General features: G+C 34.7%; 18 protein-coding genes. 6 read left to right on the forward strand and 12 right to left on the reverse strand.

What is annotated here, in order from left to right:
- Nucleotides 1-148: 148 nt before the first annotated feature.
- Genes EMTOL_RS01815 through EMTOL_RS01825 form a run of 3 tightly spaced genes read left to right on the forward strand, consistent with a single transcriptional unit; the run spans nucleotide 149 to nucleotide 1364 of the window.
- Nucleotides 149-703, forward strand: coding sequence for an RNA polymerase sigma factor (locus EMTOL_RS01815; RefSeq protein ID WP_015027554.1), 555 nt, complete (start codon nucleotides 149-151; stop codon nucleotides 701-703).
- A 7-nt stretch (nucleotides 704-710) separates the two neighbouring features.
- Complete coding sequence (locus EMTOL_RS01820) at nucleotides 711-995, forward strand: hypothetical protein (RefSeq protein ID WP_015027555.1); 285 nt, start codon at nucleotides 711-713, stop codon at nucleotides 993-995.
- 21 nt (nucleotides 996-1016) lie between these two features.
- Nucleotides 1017-1364, forward strand: a complete 348-nt coding sequence (locus tag EMTOL_RS01825; protein WP_015027556.1) for a hypothetical protein — start codon at nucleotides 1017-1019, stop codon at nucleotides 1362-1364.
- 131 nt (nucleotides 1365-1495) lie between these two features.
- Here EMTOL_RS01825 and EMTOL_RS01830 read toward each other — a convergent pair whose 3' ends face one another.
- The 4 genes from EMTOL_RS01830 to EMTOL_RS01845 form a co-directional block, all read right to left on the reverse strand.
- A complete protein-coding gene (locus EMTOL_RS01830) occupies nucleotides 1496-1822 on the reverse strand; it encodes a hypothetical protein (protein ID WP_015027557.1) in 327 nt (108 codons plus the stop codon).
- 3 nt (nucleotides 1823-1825) lie between these two features.
- A complete protein-coding gene (locus EMTOL_RS01835) occupies nucleotides 1826-5116 on the reverse strand; it encodes a UvrD-helicase domain-containing protein (RefSeq protein WP_015027558.1) in 3291 nt (1096 codons plus the stop codon).
- Complete coding sequence (locus EMTOL_RS01840; RefSeq protein WP_015027559.1) at nucleotides 5103-5837, reverse strand: hypothetical protein; 735 nt, start codon at nucleotides 5835-5837, stop codon at nucleotides 5103-5105. Before EMTOL_RS01840 ends, EMTOL_RS01835 begins: the two co-directional genes overlap by 14 nt.
- Nucleotides 5838-5923: 86 nt before the next feature.
- Nucleotides 5924-7651 carry an IlvD/Edd family dehydratase gene (locus tag EMTOL_RS01845; RefSeq protein WP_015027560.1) on the reverse strand — a complete coding sequence of 576 codons (1728 nt, stop codon included), beginning with the start codon at nucleotides 7649-7651 and terminating at the stop codon, nucleotides 5924-5926.
- Nucleotides 7652-7937: 286 nt separating this feature from the next.
- Here EMTOL_RS01845 and EMTOL_RS01850 point away from each other — a divergent pair, with 286 nt between their 5' ends.
- The gene (locus tag EMTOL_RS01850) at nucleotides 7938-9233 is read left to right on the forward strand and encodes an OmpA family protein (protein WP_015027561.1); all 1296 of its coding nucleotides are present in this window, start codon (nucleotides 7938-7940) and stop codon (nucleotides 9231-9233) included.
- 71 nt (nucleotides 9234-9304) lie between these two features.
- On the opposite strand, the gene hslU is transcribed toward EMTOL_RS01850, so the two are convergent.
- From hslU to EMTOL_RS01890, 8 genes are all read right to left on the reverse strand, one after another.
- Nucleotides 9305-10699, reverse strand: a complete 1395-nt coding sequence (hslU, locus tag EMTOL_RS01855; RefSeq protein WP_015027562.1) for an ATP-dependent protease ATPase subunit HslU — start codon at nucleotides 10697-10699, stop codon at nucleotides 9305-9307.
- A gap of 173 nt (nucleotides 10700-10872) precedes the next feature.
- Nucleotides 10873-12144 (reverse strand): sialidase family protein, encoded by a 1272-nt coding sequence (locus EMTOL_RS01860; protein WP_015027563.1) that lies wholly within the window; start codon nucleotides 12142-12144, stop codon nucleotides 10873-10875.
- Between the two features lie 155 nt (nucleotides 12145-12299).
- Nucleotides 12300-13382, reverse strand: coding sequence for a type IX secretion system protein PorQ (gene porQ / locus EMTOL_RS01865; protein ID WP_052315333.1), 1083 nt, complete (start codon nucleotides 13380-13382; stop codon nucleotides 12300-12302).
- Between the two features lie 252 nt (nucleotides 13383-13634).
- Nucleotides 13635-15170 carry a bifunctional metallophosphatase/5'-nucleotidase gene (locus EMTOL_RS01870; RefSeq protein ID WP_015027565.1) on the reverse strand — a complete coding sequence of 512 codons (1536 nt, stop codon included), beginning with the start codon at nucleotides 15168-15170 and terminating at the stop codon, nucleotides 13635-13637.
- Nucleotides 15171-15334: 164 nt separating this feature from the next.
- A complete protein-coding gene (locus EMTOL_RS01875; protein WP_015027566.1) occupies nucleotides 15335-17416 on the reverse strand; it encodes a glycoside hydrolase family 97 protein in 2082 nt (693 codons plus the stop codon).
- Between the two features lie 214 nt (nucleotides 17417-17630).
- Entirely contained in the window at nucleotides 17631-18965 is a 1335-nt protein-coding gene (locus EMTOL_RS01880; protein ID WP_015027567.1) for an ABC1 kinase family protein, read from the reverse strand.
- A 28-nt stretch (nucleotides 18966-18993) separates the two neighbouring features.
- A complete protein-coding gene (locus EMTOL_RS01885; RefSeq protein WP_015027568.1) occupies nucleotides 18994-19635 on the reverse strand; it encodes a TetR family transcriptional regulator C-terminal domain-containing protein in 642 nt (213 codons plus the stop codon).
- An 88-nt stretch (nucleotides 19636-19723) separates the two neighbouring features.
- Nucleotides 19724-20692, reverse strand: coding sequence for an oxygenase MpaB family protein (locus EMTOL_RS01890; protein ID WP_015027569.1), 969 nt, complete (start codon nucleotides 20690-20692; stop codon nucleotides 19724-19726).
- 193 nt (nucleotides 20693-20885) lie between these two features.
- On the opposite strand from EMTOL_RS01890, the gene EMTOL_RS01895 reads away from it, so the two are divergent.
- A complete protein-coding gene (locus EMTOL_RS01895) occupies nucleotides 20886-21737 on the forward strand; it encodes a hypothetical protein (RefSeq protein ID WP_015027570.1) in 852 nt (283 codons plus the stop codon).
- A 114-nt stretch (nucleotides 21738-21851) separates the two neighbouring features.
- Nucleotides 21852-23489: a CTP synthase gene (pyrG, locus tag EMTOL_RS01900; protein WP_015027571.1), complete on the forward strand. Its 1638-nt coding sequence runs from the start codon at nucleotides 21852-21854 to the stop codon at nucleotides 23487-23489.
- Nucleotides 23490-23556 lie beyond the last annotated feature (67 nt).

Raw genomic sequence — 23556 nt, forward strand, 5'->3', positions numbered from 1 at the left:
GACAATTAGACAAATGTAGTATTTTTTCACAATTCAAAAAAATAGTCCTTTTTTACCATTAAAGTATATTTTTAGCCGCTTATACCTAATTTTCAATATTTTCATCTCTTTTCCGTCATCGAATCAAACAGTAAATGTTTAGTACTTAATGAATACAACCGAACAAAATAAAGAACTACAACAAACCATCAACGGCGAGCGTCAGCGACTGTTGGGCTTTATCCGACAGCGGGTACCTTCGTTGGCCGATGCCGAAGATGTGATGCAAGATGTTTTTTATGAATTGGTAGAAATGTATCGACTTACTAAACCTATCGACCAGACAGTTTCTTGGCTTTTTACTGTTGCACGAAATAAAATAAATGATTTTTACCGTCAAAAAAAGACAGATGCTATTGAAGAAATGGTACAAAGTATCAACGATGACAACGAACAGATTTCATTATTTGAGTTACTTCCTGATGCTTCTACCCAAGACCCAATGATGCGAGAAACAATCTTAGAAGCTTTGGGAGATGCTCTTGAAGAGCTTCCTGCACATCAAAGATTGGTTTTTGAAATGCACGAATTGGAAGATAAATCTTTCAAAGAAATTTCAGAAATCACGGGGGTAAAAGTAAATGTTTTAATTTCGGAAAAGAGGCAAGCCATATTATTTCTAAGAGATAAGTTAAGGTATTTGTACGAAGATTTATTTGAATAACATAAAAATGACAGCAACATGGATTTTAGGCGGAATTGCTATCGGAGTTGTAGCACTAGCCATCGTAAGTTTAGTAGTAATGTATTTGTGGAATTGGTTGGCACCAAGAGTTTTTAAATTACCAACCATTCAGTTTAAACACGCCTTGGGCTTATTGATTTTGAGCAAAATTTTGTTCGGTGGCTTTGGCGGTTGGCACGGTGGACATCATGGTTTTCACCATGGCATGAAAACTGAACAATGCAAAACGTGGCAAATAAACCACGATAAAAAAGATTTATTAATTAAATAACACAATAATAAAATATTAGAAATGAAAAAGTTTTGGTTTTTTAAAGGCTTTTTAGCCATCGTAGGTTTTACAATTATTGGGGGTTTGGTAGTAATGGGCTTATGGAATTGGCTGATTCCAAGTATTTTTGGACTAACAAGCATCACTTGGATACAAGCTTTAGGCTTATTAGTTTTATCAAAGATTTTGTTTGGTGGTTTCAGAGGTGGTGGCTGTGGTGGAATGGGCGGTTTTGGCCGTCATCAGTTTTGGAAACACAAAATGGCTGAAAAAATGGCGAATATGACACCCGAAGAAAAAGAACAATTCAAAAATAAAATGATGAATCGTTGGGGAAAAGGAAAAGAGAAAAGTGAAGAGGGTATCTAAGAAAACTTATCCCACTGGAAGTATATTTCAGTGGGATTTTATTTATATTTTTCTATTTGACTGTTGAACAGTAACAATAGATTTACATAGTCCGTAAGACTAAAGGTTCGAGTAATTTGATGAGAAAACTATCAAATCTTATCCTTTATCTTGTAGCTTACTAAACACGCTATGATTCCTAAAATAAACGCAGCAAATGTAAAAGCACTCCCAAACAAAAGAAAGAAAGCACTTCCTGTTAATGATTTATGATAAACGTTCATCATACTTCTTGCAATTACATTTGCACTTATAAATACAGCTATAAATGGCGTAAAAGCACCAATAACAACGCTTGCAATAACAGTGGCTACTGTAAACCAAAAGTTATGCTTCAAATACTTATAAGCTAAACAAATCAACAATAAAGGAATACTTACAATTAAGAGAGGTAAAATTATACCACCTAAAATATTCATCTTTTAAGCAACGTTTATTACTTCATTCGATGATAAATATACAATCATCATCGCTACTTTTTCATAACCCATTTGTTGGTAGAGTTTACCGTAATTTCTCACTTGACGGGCATTGCGTTCGTGGCGTTGTGTATCATGACTACTACCTGTTTGATAATCAATTATATATACAACGCCATCTTTCATTACTACACGGTCAGGGCATTGGGCTTCTGCTCCATTCAATAAAATTTCTCGTTGGTTCTCAACCTGCAAACCATCTTCAAACAAGGGTTTTAATTCAGGCAAAGAAATTATTTTTTCAATATTTTCTTTGATACTTTCACTTTCTTTAGGACTTATAACTCCCTCAAATTCAAGCAATTGAATTGCTTTAGAAATATCTTTTCGAGTTTTGATTTTGACAAATGCTTCGTGCAATTTATTCACTCGGTCTTTAGTTTTATCAAGAGTTTCGGAGTCGAAGATTTTTTCCGAAATTCTTCGTAATCTCAGTCTATGACTTCTATCTTCGCTCACAACTTTGGGCATGTGAATGACATCTAATATTTCTGTTTTTGGCTCTTCTTTTTTAATAAATCTCCCTTCATAGACCACAAATTGATTTTGTTCGGGCACAAATAATTCGGCTGCTGAAAGAAATCCGTACATTAAATCGCCTACTCCTTGGATTTTTTGGTGATGATTTTTACCAGAAATAACAAATAATTTATCAACTGCTCGCGTAAAAGCCACATAAAGCATATTGAGATTTTCAAGGAAAGTAGCTTCAAGCTCTCTTGCGTACTGCGGCCCCAATTCCGTCATTTCGAGCATACCATTTATTTTAATTGGAGCTGAAGCCAATTGAGCAAATCCATCTTGCTTCTCTGTTTTAAACTCTTCATAATCAACCTCCTCTAAGTTTGCCCAAAGTTCAGAATAATGATTTGGACGGGTATCCCATTGTGCATAAGGAATGATAACAACTGGATATTCTAAGCCCTTAGAACGGTGAATGGTGGTAATTGTAATGGCTTGTTCTTCTGATGGCGATTTAACCGAAAGGGAAGAAGAGTTCTTTTTCTCATCCCAATATTTTAGGAAATCTTGTAGGTGATTACTTTCTTTCAGACTAAAATTAAGCACCACATCTAAAAATCTAAATATATAGGATTTTCGGTCGGTTCGTTCAAATAATTTAAAGATATGAATAATCTTTTCGGCCAATTCGTAGATACCAGCTTTGGTCAGGCTCACAATATCTAATTCAAACCCATGCTGCGTAAAAAGTGTATAGAAATCAACAATTTGGGGAGCATCAACTGCCTCAGAAATTAAATCATTTGCTTGATTATCAGGAATTTGACCCAAAATTATTTGATAAAACAAATACGCCACTTCCGACTTTGCTAAACGGTTATCGGGCTGGTTCACTACTCGCATGAAGGCAACCAAAAGCCTTACAATCGGTGAATTTTTGAGTAAAAGTGAATCACGAGAAATGATTTTATAATTCGCCTCAGTTAAAAAATTAGCAATCTCAGCAGATTCTTTATTTTTTCTACACAAAATAGCAATATCTCCCATTGAATAGCCTTCAGCTAAAACTTTTTCAATAATTTCAACAGTTCGGCTCAACATTAAATCTTCGCCCTTTACATAATTAAGAAATTCAATTTGGACATGGCCGCCCGATTTGGCATTTTCTGGAATTTCCTGACGAAAATCCGAATAAACATTAGGTAAAAATTTATAAATATGTTGATAATCGTTAAGAACAGTCTCGAAAAAACGGTTATTAAATTCGATGATTTCTCGGCTACTTCGGTAGTTAGTCGTAAGGTTTTTTGAGGTAATATAATTTGAAACCGTCAAGAATTGCTCAATTTGAAATTCTTGAATCAAAGGATTCTGAATCAATGGCTCGATATCTTTCTTAAAAAGTTGCACAATCAAATCCATTTTTCCACCACGCCACCTGTAGATTGCTTGCTTGGCATCGCCCACAATGAGATTAAAATGGTTGTTGGCCAAAGAGTTTTCGATGAGCGGCAGCAAATTATAAAACTGCATATCTGAAGTATCTTGGAACTCATCAATCAATAAGTGATTGAAGCGTTCGCCAATTCGTTCATAAATAAATGGTACAGGCTCGGAAAGGATAATTTTCAGAATTTTTCGATTAAACTCCGAAATAAAAACCTGATTTTTCGATTCTAGTACTTCATCAAACTCTTTCTTGATTTTCTTTAGTAGAGAAAGCTTTCGAAGATTAGGTTTGAGCAAGGTAAAAAGTGTAAATTTCGACAAATGATTATCACGAAATTCCTGCATTTCATTGAAAATATTAATCAAATCATCTTTGATAGAATCAATTGCTACTTTTACAGGAGTTGGTGTTTTGGCACTATACCATTTATCGTCATTGATAGCCGCCCAATGATAGGAATTGGGAGATTTGTCTTTTTTTACGAAATATTCATTCTCAAAATCATCTCGCATATTATAAAAATACCCACCGATACCCTTATTTTTCTGCGTAAAATCGTCAACACTAAGTCCTTGATTTTCAATAAATTGAATGGCATTATTCGCTAAGCCCACAATAGAATCTTCAAACCATTGTAAATAAGCATAAATATTATTTGAAATCGACCAAAAATCATGTGGGTCAAGAGAATCAAGTTTCACTAATGAAGAATAATATTGGTCGTTTATGAGGTGATTACCAAAATTAGCCAGTTCTTCAGTAACCAAATTCCAACTTTTCCCATCCGAAACTTTCTCTTCAATGAAACGTTCTAAAACCTTTGTAATATCCTGATACTCCTCGACTCCTGCCTTTTCAATGAGGCGTTCAACCGCCTCAGTCATGACAGAGTTTTTATCTAAAACAATTTCATAATTGTAGGGAAGACCAAGGTCTTCGGTAAAAGCACTAACTAATTGATTAACAAAGCTATCAATAGTTTTTACTGAAAAATCGGAATATTCTTGAATAATATTATTGAAAACTGCCCCTGCTCGAATTTGTAGAATTTCGTCCGATAAACTGATATCATCGGCAATCATTCTAAACATTTTCCAGAACTTAGATTTTTCATTAAAATTCTGAACATCAGAAATTTCTTTGAGGGCATCTAAGATACGTTGCTTCATTTCCGAAGCAGCATCATTGGTAAACGTAATGGCTAAAATACGCTTGTAATAATATGACTTATCGCTTCCGAGAGCGAGTTTTAAATATTCTTTTGCTAGTGTAAAAGTTTTTCCCGACCCCGCAGATGAACTATAAATATTAAACTTTGACATGTCTTAAAGGTTGCTGATTTGATTTTTCAACGTATTTAATTGCTCTTGCCATACCATAAATTATCATACCTCTTGAGATAACTGTAATGGTTCGTATGACTGGATAACCCCAAGGTACTTTCTCTAAGAATGTATGGTAAGCATTCATGATATTGGCAACCACCAATAATGTGATACCAATGATAATAAAAAGGCGTTTGTTTTCATTGATTGGTAAAAAAACCGATAAAATACCAGTATATGAAAAAATCAAAACGTATATAAAGACAATAATTGCGTAAATTCCTGATAAAGCGTTGTATAACACGAAAAAGTAGAAAACAAAAGGAAAAATAAAAAAAGCAGGGAAAATTTTGTTAAAAGTATCGTTGGAATCTTTAAAATTGATTTTTGCTCCCAATTTTTTAAAACAATAAATCAAAATACCAAGCATAGTCAGATTAACCGTAATGTTTATTATAATTGCATACTTTTCTAACATTAAATACATGGTTAGAGAAATAACAATTGGCAATAGAATGCTTACCAACATCCATTTTTCGGGTGTATAAAAGCTACTTTTTTGCATTTGATAATACCAAGCCGCCAAGATTAAGCTGGAGATAATTCTTAGGTTATTTGACCAAAAAGAGGCCGCTACTGGTTCAATTAAATCATGAACTAAACACTCTACCAGCAAAGCTATTAGTGTTAGGCCAAGGTAAAATAAATTTACTTTCATATTTGTGGGGCTGAGAATCAAAAGTTTGGAGCTTTTTGAATAAACAAAAAGCTCCTTATTGTCGTATTTTCGTCAAGGTATTATTTTTAGTGTGATTCTCGCTTAACAATATTGCCGGAGCTACCCACCAAGAAATCCAAATCTGCTCCTTTATCTGCTTGCATAACCGTATTGATATATAATTGAGTATAACCACGGTCATATCCTAAATCTATTGGCTGCCAATTTTTACGTCTTTCAGCCAATTCCTCGTCCGAAACGTGTAAATGAATTTTACGATTTGGCACATCTACTTCAATCATATCTCCATTTTGCACTAAACCCAAAGTTCCACCCACTGCCGATTCGGGAGAAGCATGCAAGAATACTGTACCATAAGCAGTTCCACTCATACGAGCATCAGAAATACGCACCATATCAGTGATTCCTTTTTCAAGTATTTTCTTAGGAAGCTGCATATTTCCTACTTCTGGCATACCTGGATAGCCTTTAGGACCCACATTTTTGAGTACCATTACAGAAGTTTCATCAATTTCGAGATTTGGGTCATCGATTCGAGCATGGTAATCTTCGATTGTTTCAAAAACAACAGCTTTTCCTTTATGTTGCATCAAATGAGGTGAAGCCGCTGATGGTTTAATAACAGCTCCATTTTCACAGAGATTTCCTTTAACAACTGCAATACCTCCTTCTTTTAAAATCGGATTGTCGGCTGTGGCTATCACGTCTTCATTCCAAATTTTTGCTCCTTTTGAATTTTCAACTAAACTTTTACCATTGACCGTTATAGCATCACGATGTAAATAACGCTCCATTTCTTTAATCACCGCTGGAAGGCCTCCTGCATAGTAAAAATCTTCCATAAGATATTTACCCGACGGCATGAGGTTTAATAAAAAAGGCATTTTACTTCCTACTTTATCAAAATCTTCAAGGTTTATATCTACCCCTATACGGCCAGCAATAGCCAATAAATGGAGCACCAAATTAGTAGAACCTCCAACCGCTGCATTCATCATGATGGCATTTTCGAAGGCTTCACGTGTTAATATTTTAGACATTGTCAGATTTTCTTTCACTAATTCAACTGCACGCATACCCGACATGTGAGCCAATACTTTTTTTCTAGAATCGGCGGCTGGAATGGCAGATGCCCCTGGTAATGTTAAACCTAATGATTCAACCATAACAGCCATGGTTGAAGCCGTTCCCATCGTTGAACAATGCCCCACACTTCTACTCATACAAGATTCAGCCTCTTCAAACTCTTCGGGTGTCATTTTACCAGTTTTTAAATCATCAGCAAATCTCCATACAGCAGTACCCGAACCGATGGCTTTACCTTGAAAACGACCATTGAGCATTGGCCCCCCGGGTACTACAATAGTTGGGAGGTCATTACTAGCAGCCCCCATAACCAAGGAAGGAGTTGTTTTATCACAGCCCGTAAGCAATACGATGGCATCAAACGGGTTACCTCTTATACTTTCCTCTACACTCATGGCCGCTAAGTTTCGATAAAGCATGGCGGTTGGACGAATGATGGTTTCTCCAAGCGACATCACAGGAAATTCGAGTGGAAAGCCACCTGCTTCATAAACACCATTTTTTACCGATTGTGCCAATTCCCTAAAATGTCCATTGCATGGTGTAACCTCAGACCAAGTATTACATATACCGATTACTGGCTTACCCTTAAATTGGTGAGCAGGATAACCTTGGTTTTTTATCCAACTTCGATAGAGAAATCCATCTTTTCCTTCTTTCCCAAACCAATCATGGCTACGTAATTTTTCATTTTCTTGCTTAGACATAGTTAAAATTTACTGTTTTGAAAGTCAAATTAATACTGACTTTGGTCGATAGATGTAATTAATAATTTATAAAAACCATATAAAAATTGTATTATATTTCAATTGATAATCAAACGTTTATTTTGAATGATATTTATCACAAAGTAATGGTTTTCCATAAAACTTATGATGCTTGTCAATAAAAAGGTGAGAATTTTCTAATAAAAATCCGTAATTTTGTGTTGTTTTGCACCAAATTATAAATTTTGCTGAAAACTATTGCCAATTTTTAAATAAAAATAAACTTATGAACTTATTTGATACGTTGAACGAGGCTCTGACTGAAGAAGTGGTATCAAAAATTGCCAAACTTTCTGATGAAGAGCCAGCGAAAACAAGAAAAGCATTAGATGGAATATTTTATACTTTAGTAGCGGGGTTGGTTCGTCGTACGGGTAGTATGATGAGTGTAAATATGCTTTTCAATCAAATTCAGAAGGGCAATCAAGGCGGTGAATTAATCGGGGATATTTCTTCCTATCTGAATAAAAAAGAAAAACTAGATAATATACTAAAGATAGGTGATGGACTAATTAGCCAAATTTTCCCTGCGTATAAGAGTCCATTGGTCAGTATGATTGGTATTTACGCTGGCATCAAGAAAAACTCTTCAACTATGTATTCGAGCCTTGCTGCTCCGATACTAATTGATGCTGTTAGCAGAGAAATGAGTACGAATAAACTTGATGTTGATGGCCTAATTACTTTTTTGAGCGACCACCATGAGCCACTTTTCAAATTAGTTCCTGAAGACTTATTAGAGAAAATGATTCCTCAATTAGGTCTGCAAGAATTGCTTTCACCGAAATTTTCTTCGGCTAAAAGAGCAGTTTCTGTAAAACCTGCTGCGATAAAAAGTAAAAGCAATGCTGAGGAAACCATAATCAATAAACCAAGTCCGACAACTCCTGAACCAGATAATGAAGAAGAAGAATCTTCGACTTCACCATCTTCTATCAAATGGGTAGTTGTAGGATTAGTGGCTATCGTATTACTTGGTGGAGGGTATTATTGGTATAAAAATTATTATGAGCCTTCACAAGGTATTCAGGGTGAAGAACAAATCGAAATGGATTCTAGTGCTATTCAACCCGATACGATTACTAAGGCCATCATTGATTCAGTAGCAATTAAGGATTCGTTGAATGCTGCCATGGCAACTCCTGCTTCAAGTGCCACCGAGCCAACTAATACATTAGAGGCAAGTTTAGATACCTATATTTCTGATAAAACTAAACCAGTTGGACAGATTTTCCCTATGACCAATCTTGCTTTTATTAAAGGTTCTCAAGCACTAGATTCAAAGTCTGAATCAATTATTGACGCGTTGGCTGCTCTACTTAATAAATACCCTAAATTACAGATACAAATTCAAGGACATTCTAACGATGCCGTTGGTATGGATAACAAAACCATGGCTACTAAAAGGGCATTTGCTATTAAGAAAAGACTACTATCGAAAGGAATTACAGATACCCGTATAGATGCAATTGGTAATAGTGGAAGTAGTAATAGTGCTGATATTAAAGTTGTTTCGAAATAATTCTGATACATCAAAATGAAAAGGGCGTGAAAATATTTTCACGCCCTTTTCATTTTGGAACTATTTGATGACTAAAGAATATATTGACTTAAATCTCGATTCTTTACTAAGCCAGATAGACGTAATGAAACTAACTCTTTTGTAATAGTGATTGATGAACTACTGATGATATTATCTGGCACATCAAACATAATTTCATTTAAGAGATGACTCATTACTGTTTGAAGGCGACGAGCTCCGATATTTTCTACTTCGCTATTAGCTTCAAATGCTATTTTGGCAATTTCACGTAATGCATCATCTTCAAAAATTAAGTTTACTCCTTCTGCTTCGAGCATTGCTATGTATTGTTTCGTCAGGGCATTTTTAGGAGCCTTTAATATCTGATAGAAATTGTCTTCAGTTAAACTTTCTAATTCTACCCTAATAGGAAAACGCCCTTGTAATTCAGGTATCAAATCGGAAGGTTTAGACACGTGAAATGCACCCGCCGCAACAAATAAAATATGGTCAGTTTTAATGGTACCATGCTTGGTATTCACGGCACTTCCTTCTACAATTGGGAGAAGGTCTCGTTGAACTCCTTCACGACTCACATCTGCTCCACCACCCGACTTTCCAGTACTAGCAATCTTATCTATTTCATCAATAAAAATAATTCCAAGATTTTCAGCTTTCCAAATAGCTTCTTCTTTCACCTCATCCATATCAATTAGCTTAGATGCTTCTTCATCTAACAAAATCTTTCGAGCCTCTGCGATGGTTAACTTTCTCTTTTTACCCTTTTTGGGCATCATCCCCCCTAACATTTCCTGAATATTGAGCATTGACATATCGTCAATCGGCCCACCCATTACTCCGATATTAGGCATTGAAGAAGATTGAATGTCTATTTCAATTTTTCGATGGTCAAGCTCTCCATTACGGAGTTTTGTTCGGAAAGCTTCACGTGTTTTTTCATTCAATAACGATTCAGTGTATTCTTCAATTTCTTTTTTGTCTTCTTCAATCACAAAGCCTGTTTCTTTTTTATCTTTTACAGGTGGTATCAGAATATCAAGTAGATTATCTTCGACTACATCTAAAGCTTTGGCTTTTACTTCTTCTTTTTTAGCCAACTTTACCATATTTACAGATTGTTCGACCAGGTCTCGTACCATACTTTCACAGTCACGGCCAACATAGCCTACTTCAGTAAATTTTGAAGCTTCTACTTTTACAAAAGGGGCATCTGCAATTTTTGCTAAACGACGAGCAATTTCTGTTTTTCCAACCCCCGTTGAACCAATCATTAAAATATTATTAGGGATAATCTCGGCCACCATTTCGGGAGAAGCATTCATCCTTCTCCAACGATTACGTAAGGCAATGGCTACATTTCGTTTGGCTTCTTTTTGTCCGATTATATATTTATCGAGTTCGTTTACGATTTGCTGTGGTGTAAGGTTTTCTATCTTTTTCGACATTCTAGTTCTTTTATTTTACTTACGTTTAAGTATTGTATTGCAAAGGTAATTTAAGCAATGAAAAAACAAAAAACAGAAACCACAAATGTAGTTTCTGTTTCTTCTGATTGAATATAATATAAATAAATATACGACTCAAAAAGTATCTATTTTAATAATTTAACTAATAAAAATCACAAAGCTACATGGCTAAGCTTGATAATATTTTTTTTATTTGATTGCTTGACCTCATAGGCTGTAAGTATCTGATTACCAACATTTAATGCTACCATATTAGTTGCATTAGCAGAACCATCAACCCACAAAATTTCCGATAAATTATCATTATTAACTTTACGATAAGCAATTTTCGACACACTATTTTCGGTATTTTGCTCCCATAGCAAAACTCCAGCCTTAAAGGTTTCAACCAAATAAGGATTCTTGGCAGTAACATCTTCTAAAACTAAAAGTTTTTTACCTTCTCTTGTTGTCAAACGAATACCAGATTCGTTTTCTACTCCTGAAAACCAAGCAACTAAAGCCGATTTCCCATAAGTACTCGACACGGCTCCACTATGAGGACAACCATTGATTTTCCACCCATCATTATGTATGATTTCTGGCTTTGAAAAAGTTAGACCATTATCAGTTGAAATCATCCTTGCCATGTCTCTAATATTCTCATTATTATCTCTATAAATAATATTCAGGAATCCGTCGGTATCTACGAGCATATTAATTGGACAACAATCACAAACTACAGGGTCAATTAATTTTTCTGGTTGCATTTTACCATTATTGGTTAAAACTAAGCGTAAATCACGTTCCTCAAACTTTGTGCTATTAGCAACATCTTTCAGATAAACTACTGCAACTTCGTCATTGGGTAGAACTATCGCGTCAAAAAAGCCACGAACAATACCTTGTTTTGGATCAGAATCAACTGGTAAAGGAGCTGACCAAGTTAATCCATCTTTTGAAACACAATAAACAATGTTTGATGAACGCCCACCTCGTCCACCATTACTTGATGAAGAAGTTGTACTATTGGTAAAAACTGCCATTAAAGTACCATCTTTTTTAGCCAATACTTTTGCACGCATCATACGACTATTTCCGATTCCAGTTCCGCTAAAAATTGTACTTTTCTCAGAAAAAGTCTTCCCATTATCTTTTGAAAATGCCATGCAAAAGGAAGTGATACCTTGTTTATCTTTTTCAGTCCATGAAAGAATTATATCACCTTTGGCGGTTTTATTCAATAAAGGCATTGAATAGGCCTTACTTGTATCATTTTCAAAAATATTTTCAACTTGAACCTTATCTAAAGAAGGTATATAAGCATCAATTGTAGAAATGCCACACATGGTCATTTCATTACCATGCTTTGGAAGAGTTGTCGAACTAAAATTAATCAACCAACTAATAAATAAAAGAGGTAAAGTGAAGATTAAACGTATCATAGGAATATTGTTTAGCATAAAGTTTATGTACAAACTTAGATATCTATTCCTAATTCATTCCGTAAAATATACTCTTCCCTATAAATACTCGACCGATAGAAAAAAGTTTTTTTTTCTATCGACCAATAAGATATTTTTATCGACAACTCGGTAAATTACTTTTTCCAAATAAGACTAAACGACGTATGGCCTTTGGCAGAAAGAAAAGCATGAGAAAAGCAAAAATCAATTTTTTTCAGGCGAAGATTAGCTCCAAATGAAAACCCAGAAGCACCACCCAATCCATTGACAACTAACTCTTTGCGTATTAAAAAATTATACCCAATAAGAAGATTAAAGTTTTTATGAAATAACAATTCCGCCCCAGTGATAAAATGTCGCGAAATCTTATCGGCAACAGAATAACTCTTTGGCACTTTATTTCCTTGTTCGTCAAACTTGAAATTTAGATTTGGATTATTATTGATAATATTAAAGGTATATAAATGATGCCCAGTGAAGGAAAATCTTACTGGCATATACTTAGGTTTGAATGATGTACCAATTTGCAAATCAAATGGTAAATCAGGACGAATATTACCATAACTTTTCAAGACATATCCTACGTTTTTAGCAACTAATCCTATTGTAAAATCGTGAATTGGATGCTTAAAAATGCCTCCCCAATCAGTAAGAAAAGCCAATGAACTATATGATTCAAGTATAGAACCAACCATTTTAGCAGTAGTTCCGAAAGTAATGTTATTGATTTGTCTTGCGTATGTTGTGGTAAGAGCAAAATCATTAGCCGAAAATTCATTGGTTAGATTTCCAATAGCGTCAGTTCCTTGAAAAGTACCATAACTAAGATTTTGAATACTAAATGCCCATGTGCCCGCTGTTTTGAATTTTGGAGAATAATTGGCAACTAATAAATGACTTTGAGCTAAATATGGCGAATAAGTTAGTCCAATTTGCCCTTTCAAAGAAGAATCTAAAAGTGCAGGGTTAGAATTGATAAAATTTATGTCTTGACTTGCCAACGAAACGTTTATTCCTCCTAGACCATTGACACGTGCGTGTGTAGGAATATTCAAAAATGAAAAACTATTTTGGGCATTGAGCGAAAGACAAAACAGAGATAACACACTTATTTTTAAGGTATTAGAAAAAAGCATAACCCAATCTAATTCCCAACAAAGCGTAGGAAATATTATTAGTTTAATCTTTTGAGCCAAAATTACCAATCCATTCTTCATTATAAAATTATACGACAATTCATCTTTGTATATTGTCTCATTGAAGGTCAATTATTAGTCGTCTCAAATCCAAACTAATACAAAAATCAAATACGAAGTTAGTTTTTTGTATCATCTTTATAACTCATCAGTTATAGATTACACACAATTCAAGGCAATATTAAGTAAAAATAGCGATGGTTTTTCATAAAAAAGTCACGGTAGTTTCAAAGATTCTCTACCATGACCCTAAAGAAAAAGTATAGCCCAGCATTACTTTTGATTTTTCAAATAAGCAATGACTGCCTTGCGAATATCATTTCTAACATCATTATCAGGGAAATTATCAACAACAGAAATCACATCTGGATTTTGCTTAGTAAAAAAACCTAAGTTTCTTTCCTTTCCCGAAAATAAGAAATCGCTAGTAACAATCGTATAATCTTGATTGACATCTAATAATTTGCCATCAATTTTCCATTCTTTTTTCACCTCATCATAAGCAATCTTTTCCCATTGTAAATACCCACCGCTACCTTTATTTTCAAGGCCAGTTTGAAGTACTTTCTCTAATAAACGTCCACGAAGTTTAATCTCTACTAATTTCCCTCCAAAAGGCAATATACGTAATACATCAAGCTGCGTAAGTTTGCCAGAAATATTATCATCAACGCGAATTGAACCACCATTGAAAAAAGCACAATCGGGCGACTTCGGAGCTGATGCATAGATAGCTTTAGCAATCATATTACCCATACTTCCTTGTGCATTACGTACTGCACTCTCGTGTCCATCAAGAGGTTCTTTCAAGTCGGCCACTACTTCATCTTTATTTAAACCCAATGCTTTAAAAGCACCATCTTGAATATCTTCCCATTTCTTTACTACGGCAGCGGTGGTGGGCTCTTCAGCAATCGTATCATCAATTTTCTTAAGCTCAGAAGTTAGTTTCACTTCTTTTGTTTTAGTATTATATACAAATCGGTGAATATATACAGTTTTAGCATTTGCGTCGGCTTTAGCCATGATAACGTTTCCAATTTTTTCACGCATATTATCGTGGTCATGTCCACCCATTAATAGCTTAACATCTGGAAGCATTTCGGCTAACTTGAGGTCTTCTACTTTGTTGATGTGTGTGAGAGCTACTACAAAATCACATTTAGGTTTTAGCTCCACATAGGCTTTCTTTGCTGCTTCATAAAAATCTTCGTAAAGCACAAAATCTTTTTTATTTGAAGGCAAAAGAATACCAAACATACCTACCTTTACCTCTTCACCTGAAGCATTTTTAAAATTCAAAATAGTTGTTTTTAAAAATGGAACTTTTGTACCATTGATAACTTTTCCAAATGGAACATATTCACCGTTAATTTTCTCTAAAGCGTTCGTATTCAACCAATTGAACTTTGATTCATTAATTCTTTCTTGTAAATCTTTTTGGTCTAAATCAAATTCATGATTGCCTAAACAAACCCAATCAACGCCCACAGTATTCATGGCATCAACCATTTGTTTGCCTTTGATAGATTTTCCTTCATAACGAAGAGTTCCGATAACAGATGGACTCAAGAAATCACCAGAAAGAACAGTAATTGTATTGGGATTTTCCTTTAATAAATTTTGACGAACCGTAGCCACACGAGCCATTCCACCTATTTTTCCATTATCTAAAGGCGATATTTCGTACACATCATTCATGTGTAAAAATGTAACAGCCACTTCATTTTGTGTTTGTTGGGTAGTTTTGGAGGTTCTACAAGCAACCGATACCAAAACCAATAATAGGTAAAGCGATATTTTTTTCATGGAATGATTTTTATTAAATTAACAAGTGTAATTACTTATGCAAAAATAGGACAAAAGAATTATAATACCTTAAATATCTGGTATTGGACAGATTCGTTAATAAAATAGCTTTAACCATCTATCATAGGTTAAAGCTACTTAATTTTTGATGCTTAACTATCTAATTACTTTAATTTCATCAAACTAATTGCACACCCCCCTCCATTTGCGAGGCTTACATTTAACACATCCTTGTTGGTTAGAATTTTCTTATCAATCTTATATGCTTCAGGATTTTTCTTCCAATCGGCATCTGCTGCATCTTGATAAATAGTTACTTCATAACGAGCATTATTATCTAAAAAATCAAGGTTTATGGTAGTTTTTCGGCCATTTTCGTCGGTAATTGCCCCCACGAACCAATTATCTTTCCCTTTTTGTTTACGAGCAATGGTTATATAATCACCTGGTTCGGCTTCTAAGATTTTAGTATCATCCCAATCAACAGGCACATCTTTGATAAACTGAAAAGCATCTAAATGTTTATCAAAATTCTCAGGAAAATCACCAGCCATTTGTAATGGACTATACATAGTTACATACAAAGCTAACTGTTTAGCCAAAGTTGTTTTCACGCGTGTGGTTCGGCTAGCATCATATTGATTAAGTTGAAAATGAAAAAATCCCGGGGTATAATCCATCGGACCACCCATCAATCGTGTGAAAGGAAGAATGGTTTCATGCTCAGGTACAAGGCCCAGATTTGGTGCGTTGTTAAACTCATTCCCACGAGCGGCTTCATTTGCTAACCAATTAGGATAAGTACGATGCAAACCAGTCGGGTGCACTGGCTCATGAGCTTCGACCATAATTTTATATTCTGCCGCTTTTTCGGCTACACGCTGATAATGATTTACCATCCATTGGCTATCATGGTGTTCGCCACGTGGAATGATTCGACCAACATAACCTGTTTTTACCGTGTTCATTTCATGGTCTTTCATGAATTGATAGGCTTTATCGAAATGTCTTTCATAATTCGTAGCAGAACCAGAAGTTTCGTGGTGCATGATAATTTTTACACCTTTAGCCTTAGCATAAGCCGTCAATTCATCAATATTATAATCGCTATAAGGTGTTACAAAATCAAAAACATTTTCTTTCCAATTTCCAAACCAATCCTCCCAACCTTCATTCCAACCTTCCACTAATACGCCATCAAAACCGTGTTTAGCGGCATAATCAATGTATTTTTTTACATTTTCGGTGTTTGCCCCATGCTTACCCCCTTCTTTATACCAATTTGATTTTCCAACGTGCATTTCCCACCACATTCCAATAAATTTCTGAGGCTTTATCCAAGAAACATCAGCAATTTTTGAAGGTTCATTCAAATTCAAAATTAATTTAGAGGAAAGTATTTCGGTGGCTTTATCACTCACTACAATCGTCCGCCAAGGCGTTTGGAAAGGCGTTTGTAAGTACGCTTTATTACCCACAGCATCGGGAACCAAATGCGAAGTAAATGTAAAAGTAGATTTATCAAGTGTAATATTCATTGCAGGATAATTCAGCAATGCTGCTTCATGAATATTGATATAAACTCCATCAGCAGTTTTCATCATCAAAGGTGTTTGAACGGTATTTACTCCGATGACTGCCTGTAATGCAATATCCGTTTCTTTTTTGGCTGCTTTTACGGCATCAATTTCGCTCAATTTAGTCGTATTATAAAGATACTCGTTTGTATCATAATCGCCCGGAATCCAAAAAGCCTTATGATTTCCTGCCAAATTAAATTGAGTTAATTCATCTTTTACGATAAAATGTTTGATAGCTGATTCCTTCGGAAAATCATATCTAAATCCAATACCATCATCAAATACTCTAAAAATAATATTCAATAGATAATCAGGCTTAGAACTATCTTTCAACTTAACTATCAACTGATTATAATTATTTCTAATACTTTTCACTTCGCCCAATACTGGTTTCCAAGTTTCATCAAAACTACTTGAATCTACACCAACTATCTGAAACCTATTAAGCAATACTTCTGGCTTTTTAAAAGAAAAACCAAGCGTTGAAGGCTCAATAATAGTTTTCTTTTTGTAAGAAACTTGATAGGCTAAGCTTCCATTTTCGGTCAGAACTACCTTTAATGTAATCTGCTTATTGGGCGAAGAAATAAACGAGTTTTTTTGAGCAAATAGTGCTACACTCAAGCACGAAAACAAAATTAAAAATGCAATTTTTGAGATTTTCATAGGTTTTAAAGCAGAGCAATTTTCTAAATTGCTATTGAGGTAAAGCAATTTAGAAAATTGCTCTACGTGAACATAGGTTTAAAGCATAAACAAACTAAAGGTAAAATGAGGAATTTTGCAATGAATATGTCTAAAAAAGTAAAGCCATTGCCACAATAGAAGTACAAACTATTCTATTATGATAACGGCTCTACAAATATTATTTATGATGACTCTAAACAGCCTCTCCCTTCAAATGCTTAGGTGTAAGCCATTCTGGTTTGGTGGTTTTTATTTCAGCTTTCAAATCATTCAAAATTGTATAAAGTCCAAAATAAGTTCGATTTACATACAATCCATGTTGCGAACCACGAGCGGCTTTCGATTGTTTCAATTCGGGCAATTTTGCTACATAATCAAAGAATCCATAAATTTCATCTACGTACCCTTCTTGACCAAAATCGAAAGTATGTGAATTAAACGGCCTGCCCAATAGACGAATCATTTGCTTGAATAAATCAGAGAAAAACACACGATTTTTCGGCGAATCTTCTTCTACAATGAATTCTAATTTCCAAAAAATTCTTTGAATTTCATCTTCATCCTCTAAAGTATCAGGATTAATTAAAGCAAAGTAATTATCGTAATAATCATCAGGAATCACCTTCACACAACCAAAATCAAGCACTCCCAATTTACCGTCGGAGGTCATCAAGAAATTTCCTGGGTGCGGGTCAGCATGAACTTGACGAAGCGTATGAATTTGGTAATCATAAAAATCCCATAGAGCTTGACCTATTCGATTTCTAATTTCTTGTGAGGGATTTGTCTCTAAAAATTCTTTCAAATGCATACCATCAAGCCAATCCATTGTTAAGATTCGCTTAGAAGAGTATTCTGGGTAATATTTCGGAAAAAACAAATCTGGAATATGACTACAAGCCTTCGTAATTTCTACTGAACGACGTAGTTCGAGTTCATAATCTGATTCCTCCAAGAGCTTTTCTTCTACTTCCTTAAAATAACGGTCAACTTCGGCATCATTCAAATTTAATAATTGAACTGCCAGCGGGCGAGCCATTTTTAAATCAGAACTAATGCTATCGGCTACTCCGGGGTACTGAATTTTCACCGCCATTCTCTTGCCAGCTTTTTCGGCACGGTGTACCTGACCAATAGAGGCCGCATTTTCGGCTTGCAAATTAAACTTATCGAATAATTCAGAAGGAGATTTATCAAAGTACTTTTTGAAAGTCTTGATTACCAAGGGAGCTGAAAGTGGCGGAGCGGAATACTGCGACATGGCAAACTTTTCAGTATATGCTCTTGGCAATAAGTTTTTATCCATACTCATCATTTGAGCAACTTTCAGAGCACTTCCTTTCAAATTACTCAATGTTTCATATACATCGGTAGCATTTTCTTGGTGTAATTGCTCTTTGGTAAGCGAGGGGTCAAAAAGTTTCTTACCGTAATGTTTGATATAGTTACCCCCTACTTTCACACTAGCCTTTGCAAATTGCGTAGCACGAGCAACTTTCGATGTGGGAATACTTTCTTGTGAATTCATGTTGCGATAACAAGTTAAAAACTTGTTGTTACTTTCTGTTTTGAAAAATAAACTTTCCTAAATCAAATAAAGAATCGAGTGGCGAACGGCCCAATAAGTCAAAAGCGGTATTAACCGTTTTTTCAATCATTGTATCGGTCTTCTCGAAAGACTTACTGGTATCATTCACCCAAAAATCAAGAATAAAAAGAGTTTTTGACCAAAATAAGTCTGGATAACGCTGCATTAACTGCGGAATTGGACGTTGTTCAACCTCGCGAGTCTCACGGGCTTCAAGCAATAATTCATTGATATAATCATAGAAAGATGTTTTGAAATCAACCAATTCAACATTTTTTTTCATAAAAATTGGTTTATCAAAGCCTTCATATGACTTTAAAATATAACTACGATTATTCTTCAAAACCTCAATCCAAGTATAGTAAAAGGCCAAAAGTTTTTCACGTACCGAATACCCTTGATAAACCTCTTCTCTTTCAGCTGAAGCACGAGCTTGGATAAACATATTTTTCCAAATTTCAGCTTCGATTTGTGGAAAAGCCGAATATTCCTCATAAAAATCAACTTCTTTGATTTTCAATTTCTTACAAAATGCATAAACCGACTCAGGCTGCTTACCATGCTCAAGAATGTATTCAGTATATGCTTGTCTTATTTTTTCTTGTGTCATATCTTGTAGGACAGGTTTCTAACCTGTCAATTAAAGCGATAAAGTTTTTGGACCTAAACTTAATTATGTAGAAAACTTATACTACTAATTAAAATACTTTCGACATCAAAGCCGAAGTAGTATTATATACTTTCAACAAAGTGTTTGAGATATTTGTTTCGCTAATTTTAAGCATTTTGGCATATTTTTCACCAAGCAAAAAACGAGATTGAGCTTGCAATAAATCGGCAGTTAAATTGTTAGGGGCAAACGAACGAACTACTTTCAATAATGATGCGGTTAACGCTTGGCCTTCCAATGATTCACGAAATTGATGTTCTGCAATAGCTTTATCAATCTTCACTGCTTCAACATAAGTTTTAGGCTTTAGGCTTTCCTCAACGCCTAATAAATACCCAATTACATTCCAAGTATTCAAATAAGCGTCTTCATAAACTTTATCTACTGTAAAACCTAATCTTTCCATCCCTCGTAAAACAATCAATGAAAAAGCAAGATTTGTACCCAGCATATCTTCCTGGTTAATTGGATAACCCCACGCCATTTCCCATTTATTACTATGAATCGTAAAGTATCTAATAGAGGCATGTAATAACCTGACTTTCAGACAAATAATGAATATTTTTTTATTCTGCCAATTATCATAATTCATCACTGCTTTCAAGAAATTACCAGTTTCTGTCAGGCGTTTAAGTGTATCATTTTTGATTCTCTCCGATAAATACAAAACCTTTGCTCCATCAGCCCCCAAATAACAATAAGGGAGCGAATAAAGACCTAAAATTAGTCCGATATGCTCTTGGTTTTCTTGGTAAAAATCAGTTGCACGAATGAGTTTCTTTTTATCGTAGAAATCTGGGAAGGAAGAGTTTTCTGTTAAAAATGCTTCAACAATAGCTGGATATGCATCAATATCAAGGTTTTGATAATCGGAAAAGGAAGAAATAAGTGACCGAAGTTTAGAAATACCTTCATTTTCGACCAGCTGTTTAATAATTTCATCTGCCTCTTTATCTCCGATTTTACGATAAATTTCCAACTGTTCTTTGGTAATCATATACTTTATATCTGAATAAATCTTTAACAGTTAGAGATGCTAAAGTGTTTATTTTTAGTATAAATAGTTAATTAATTTTAAGTATTGAGATAATTGGCAAGTTTATTGTTAGACACTGTAATAGCAAAACAATAAATTATTATTGCGTTTGTTAGTTTAAAATAGCCACTATAAATTCAAAAAAGCCATACTAATGTTTTCTACAAGTAATAAATATGCACTTTTATTCAGCTTACTGACAACAGTTTGTTTGCTTTCATGTGGCGATAAAGAAATTCAACTTTTAATCAGACCAAACTCATCAACAGAAACAACAACTCAGAATATATGCTACCTAAAAGCCGCCGACAATGGGCATGGAATTAATTATAACTTCAACTATAATACTGATAACCAGATTATTAAAATCGACGGCTTTCCAGATTTCAACCAAATTAGTTACGAAAATAATTTACCTAAGAAAGTAAACAGTACATTCGATGACACCTATTACGTGGAGTATAGCTATGATAACCAAGGGACGCTTACTATGATTAATTTTATTGGAAAAGATAGTAGAAATAAGCCTTTTCAACTCAAAAGTAAAGTTTATACAAACTCGCAAAAACAAGCCGAACGAATTGATTTGAATTTACCAGTTTTCGACCAAATAATTGTCACAAAAATCGAATATGATGGTAATGGTAATATCCGTAAAATCAATATCGTTGAAAACAATACAAGTAAAGTAATATTAGAAAATCTTGAGTTTGATAATCACAAATCGCCATACATTAATGCCTCACTTGCAAATACAATGCTTTATTTTACAATATTTTCAGCAATTACGGGTGGAGAAAATACTACTTACTTTCAAAATCAGAACAATCCAACTTTAAGTAAAATTTATACGGATAACGGAGAAGTTACTTATAGCTATAATTATGAATATACTTCAGAGGAGTATCCATCTAAAATTAAGGTTATAAGAAAGCAAAATAATGTAGAAGAAAAGTATGAAGAAAACTTAATTTACAACTGCATTAAAACAAACCTAAGTAAGTAAAGCATTCATAGTTAGACACTTACAAAATCATTGCAAAAAGTTATAAAAGTTTAGTTCCGAGAATCCACCAAAATTCCGTAACTTTGTATCCCGTTAATCAAAGACCAAAAACTCATGTCAGTAAACGGGCCCAAACGCAACCCAAAGTATATTTTTGTAACGGGTGGCGTAACATCTTCACTCGGCAAAGGCATTATTGCCTCCTCTCTTGCCAAACTCTTGCAAGCTAGAGGACTTTCAGTAACTATCCAAAAATTTGACCCGTATATCAACGTTGACCCGGGCACTCTTAATCCTTACGAACACGGCGAATGCTATGTAACCGACGACGGTGCAGAAACTGACCTTGACTTAGGCCACTACGAACGTTTTTTAAATGTACCAACTTCACAAGCTAATAATGTGACCACAGGACGCATTTATTATAACGTAATTACCAACGAGCGTCGAGGCAACTATTTGGGCAAAACTGTACAAGTAATTCCGCACATTACCGACGAAATTAAGCGTAATATTCTACAATTAGGCGAAACTGGCGAGTATGACATCGTAATCACTGAGTTGGGTGGTTGTGTGGGTGATATCGAATCATTGCCATTTGTGGAAGCCGTACGCCAACTTAAATGGGATTTGGGTTCTGACAATCTTCTTACCATTCACCTAACATTAGTTCCCTATTTAAGTTCAGCGGGTGAATTAAAAACTAAACCTACGCAACACTCAGTAAAAATGTTGCAAGAATCGGGCGTTCAGCCAGACATCATCGTTTGTCGTACAGAACATCCATTACCATCTGACATTCGCAGAAAAATTGCACTTTTCTGTAATGTTGAGCAAAGTTCGGTTATCGAAGCTATTGATGCTGAAACGATTTATGATGTACCCGTTTTGATGCAAAAAGAGCGTCTTGACCAACGTGTACTTTATATGCTCGATATTTACAACGACCAAGACGCCGACTTAGCTTCTTGGAAAGAATTCTTGAATAGATATAAAAATCCAGAAGAAAATGTAAAAATTGGTTTAGTAGGTAAATATGTAGAGTTAAAAGATGCCTACAAATCAATCATCGAATCATTTATTCATGCTGGAGCAGCCAATAAATGCAAGGTAACTATCGAGTGGATTCACTCAGAAAGTCTTAAAGTAGATAATATAGCAAATAAATTCAAGGGGCTTGATGGGGTTTTAGTAGCCCCAGGGTTCGGAGAACGTGGTATTGAAGGCAAAATTGCGGCTGTAAAATATGTTCGTGAAAACAATATTCCATTCTTCGGTATTTGTTTAGGCATGCAAATGGCTTGTATTGAATTTGCCCGCAACGTAATTGGTTTACCAGAAGCCCATTCAACTGAAATGTGCCCAGAAACACAATTTCCTGTAATTGATTTAATGGAAGAACAAAAAAGTGTTACCGATAAAGGTGGTACAATGCGTTTAGGAGCCTATGGATGTAAAATAAAAGATAAAACGCTTGCTCGTAAAATATATGGCAAAGCCAATATCAGCGAACGTCATCGCCATCGTTGGGAATTTAACAACAAATACTTAAAAGACTACGAAGCCTCAGGAATGGTAATTTCAGGAATAAATCCAGATAGTGGTTTAGTAGAAATCGTTGAGTTACCGAATCATCCTTATTTTATAGGTGTACAATTTCACCCAGAACTAAAAAGTACGGTGATGAATCCTCATCCACTTTTTGTAAACTTCGTGAAAGCCGCCATCGATTATTCAAAATTGAAAAAATAATCTAGACTTTTGCTCGTTAAATTTCATTATTAAAATGTAAAATTTACTTGCATTATCTAAGAAAATA

The organism is Emticicia oligotrophica DSM 17448, assembly GCF_000263195.1.
Lineage (GTDB): Bacteria > Bacteroidota > Bacteroidia > Cytophagales > Spirosomataceae > Emticicia > Emticicia oligotrophica.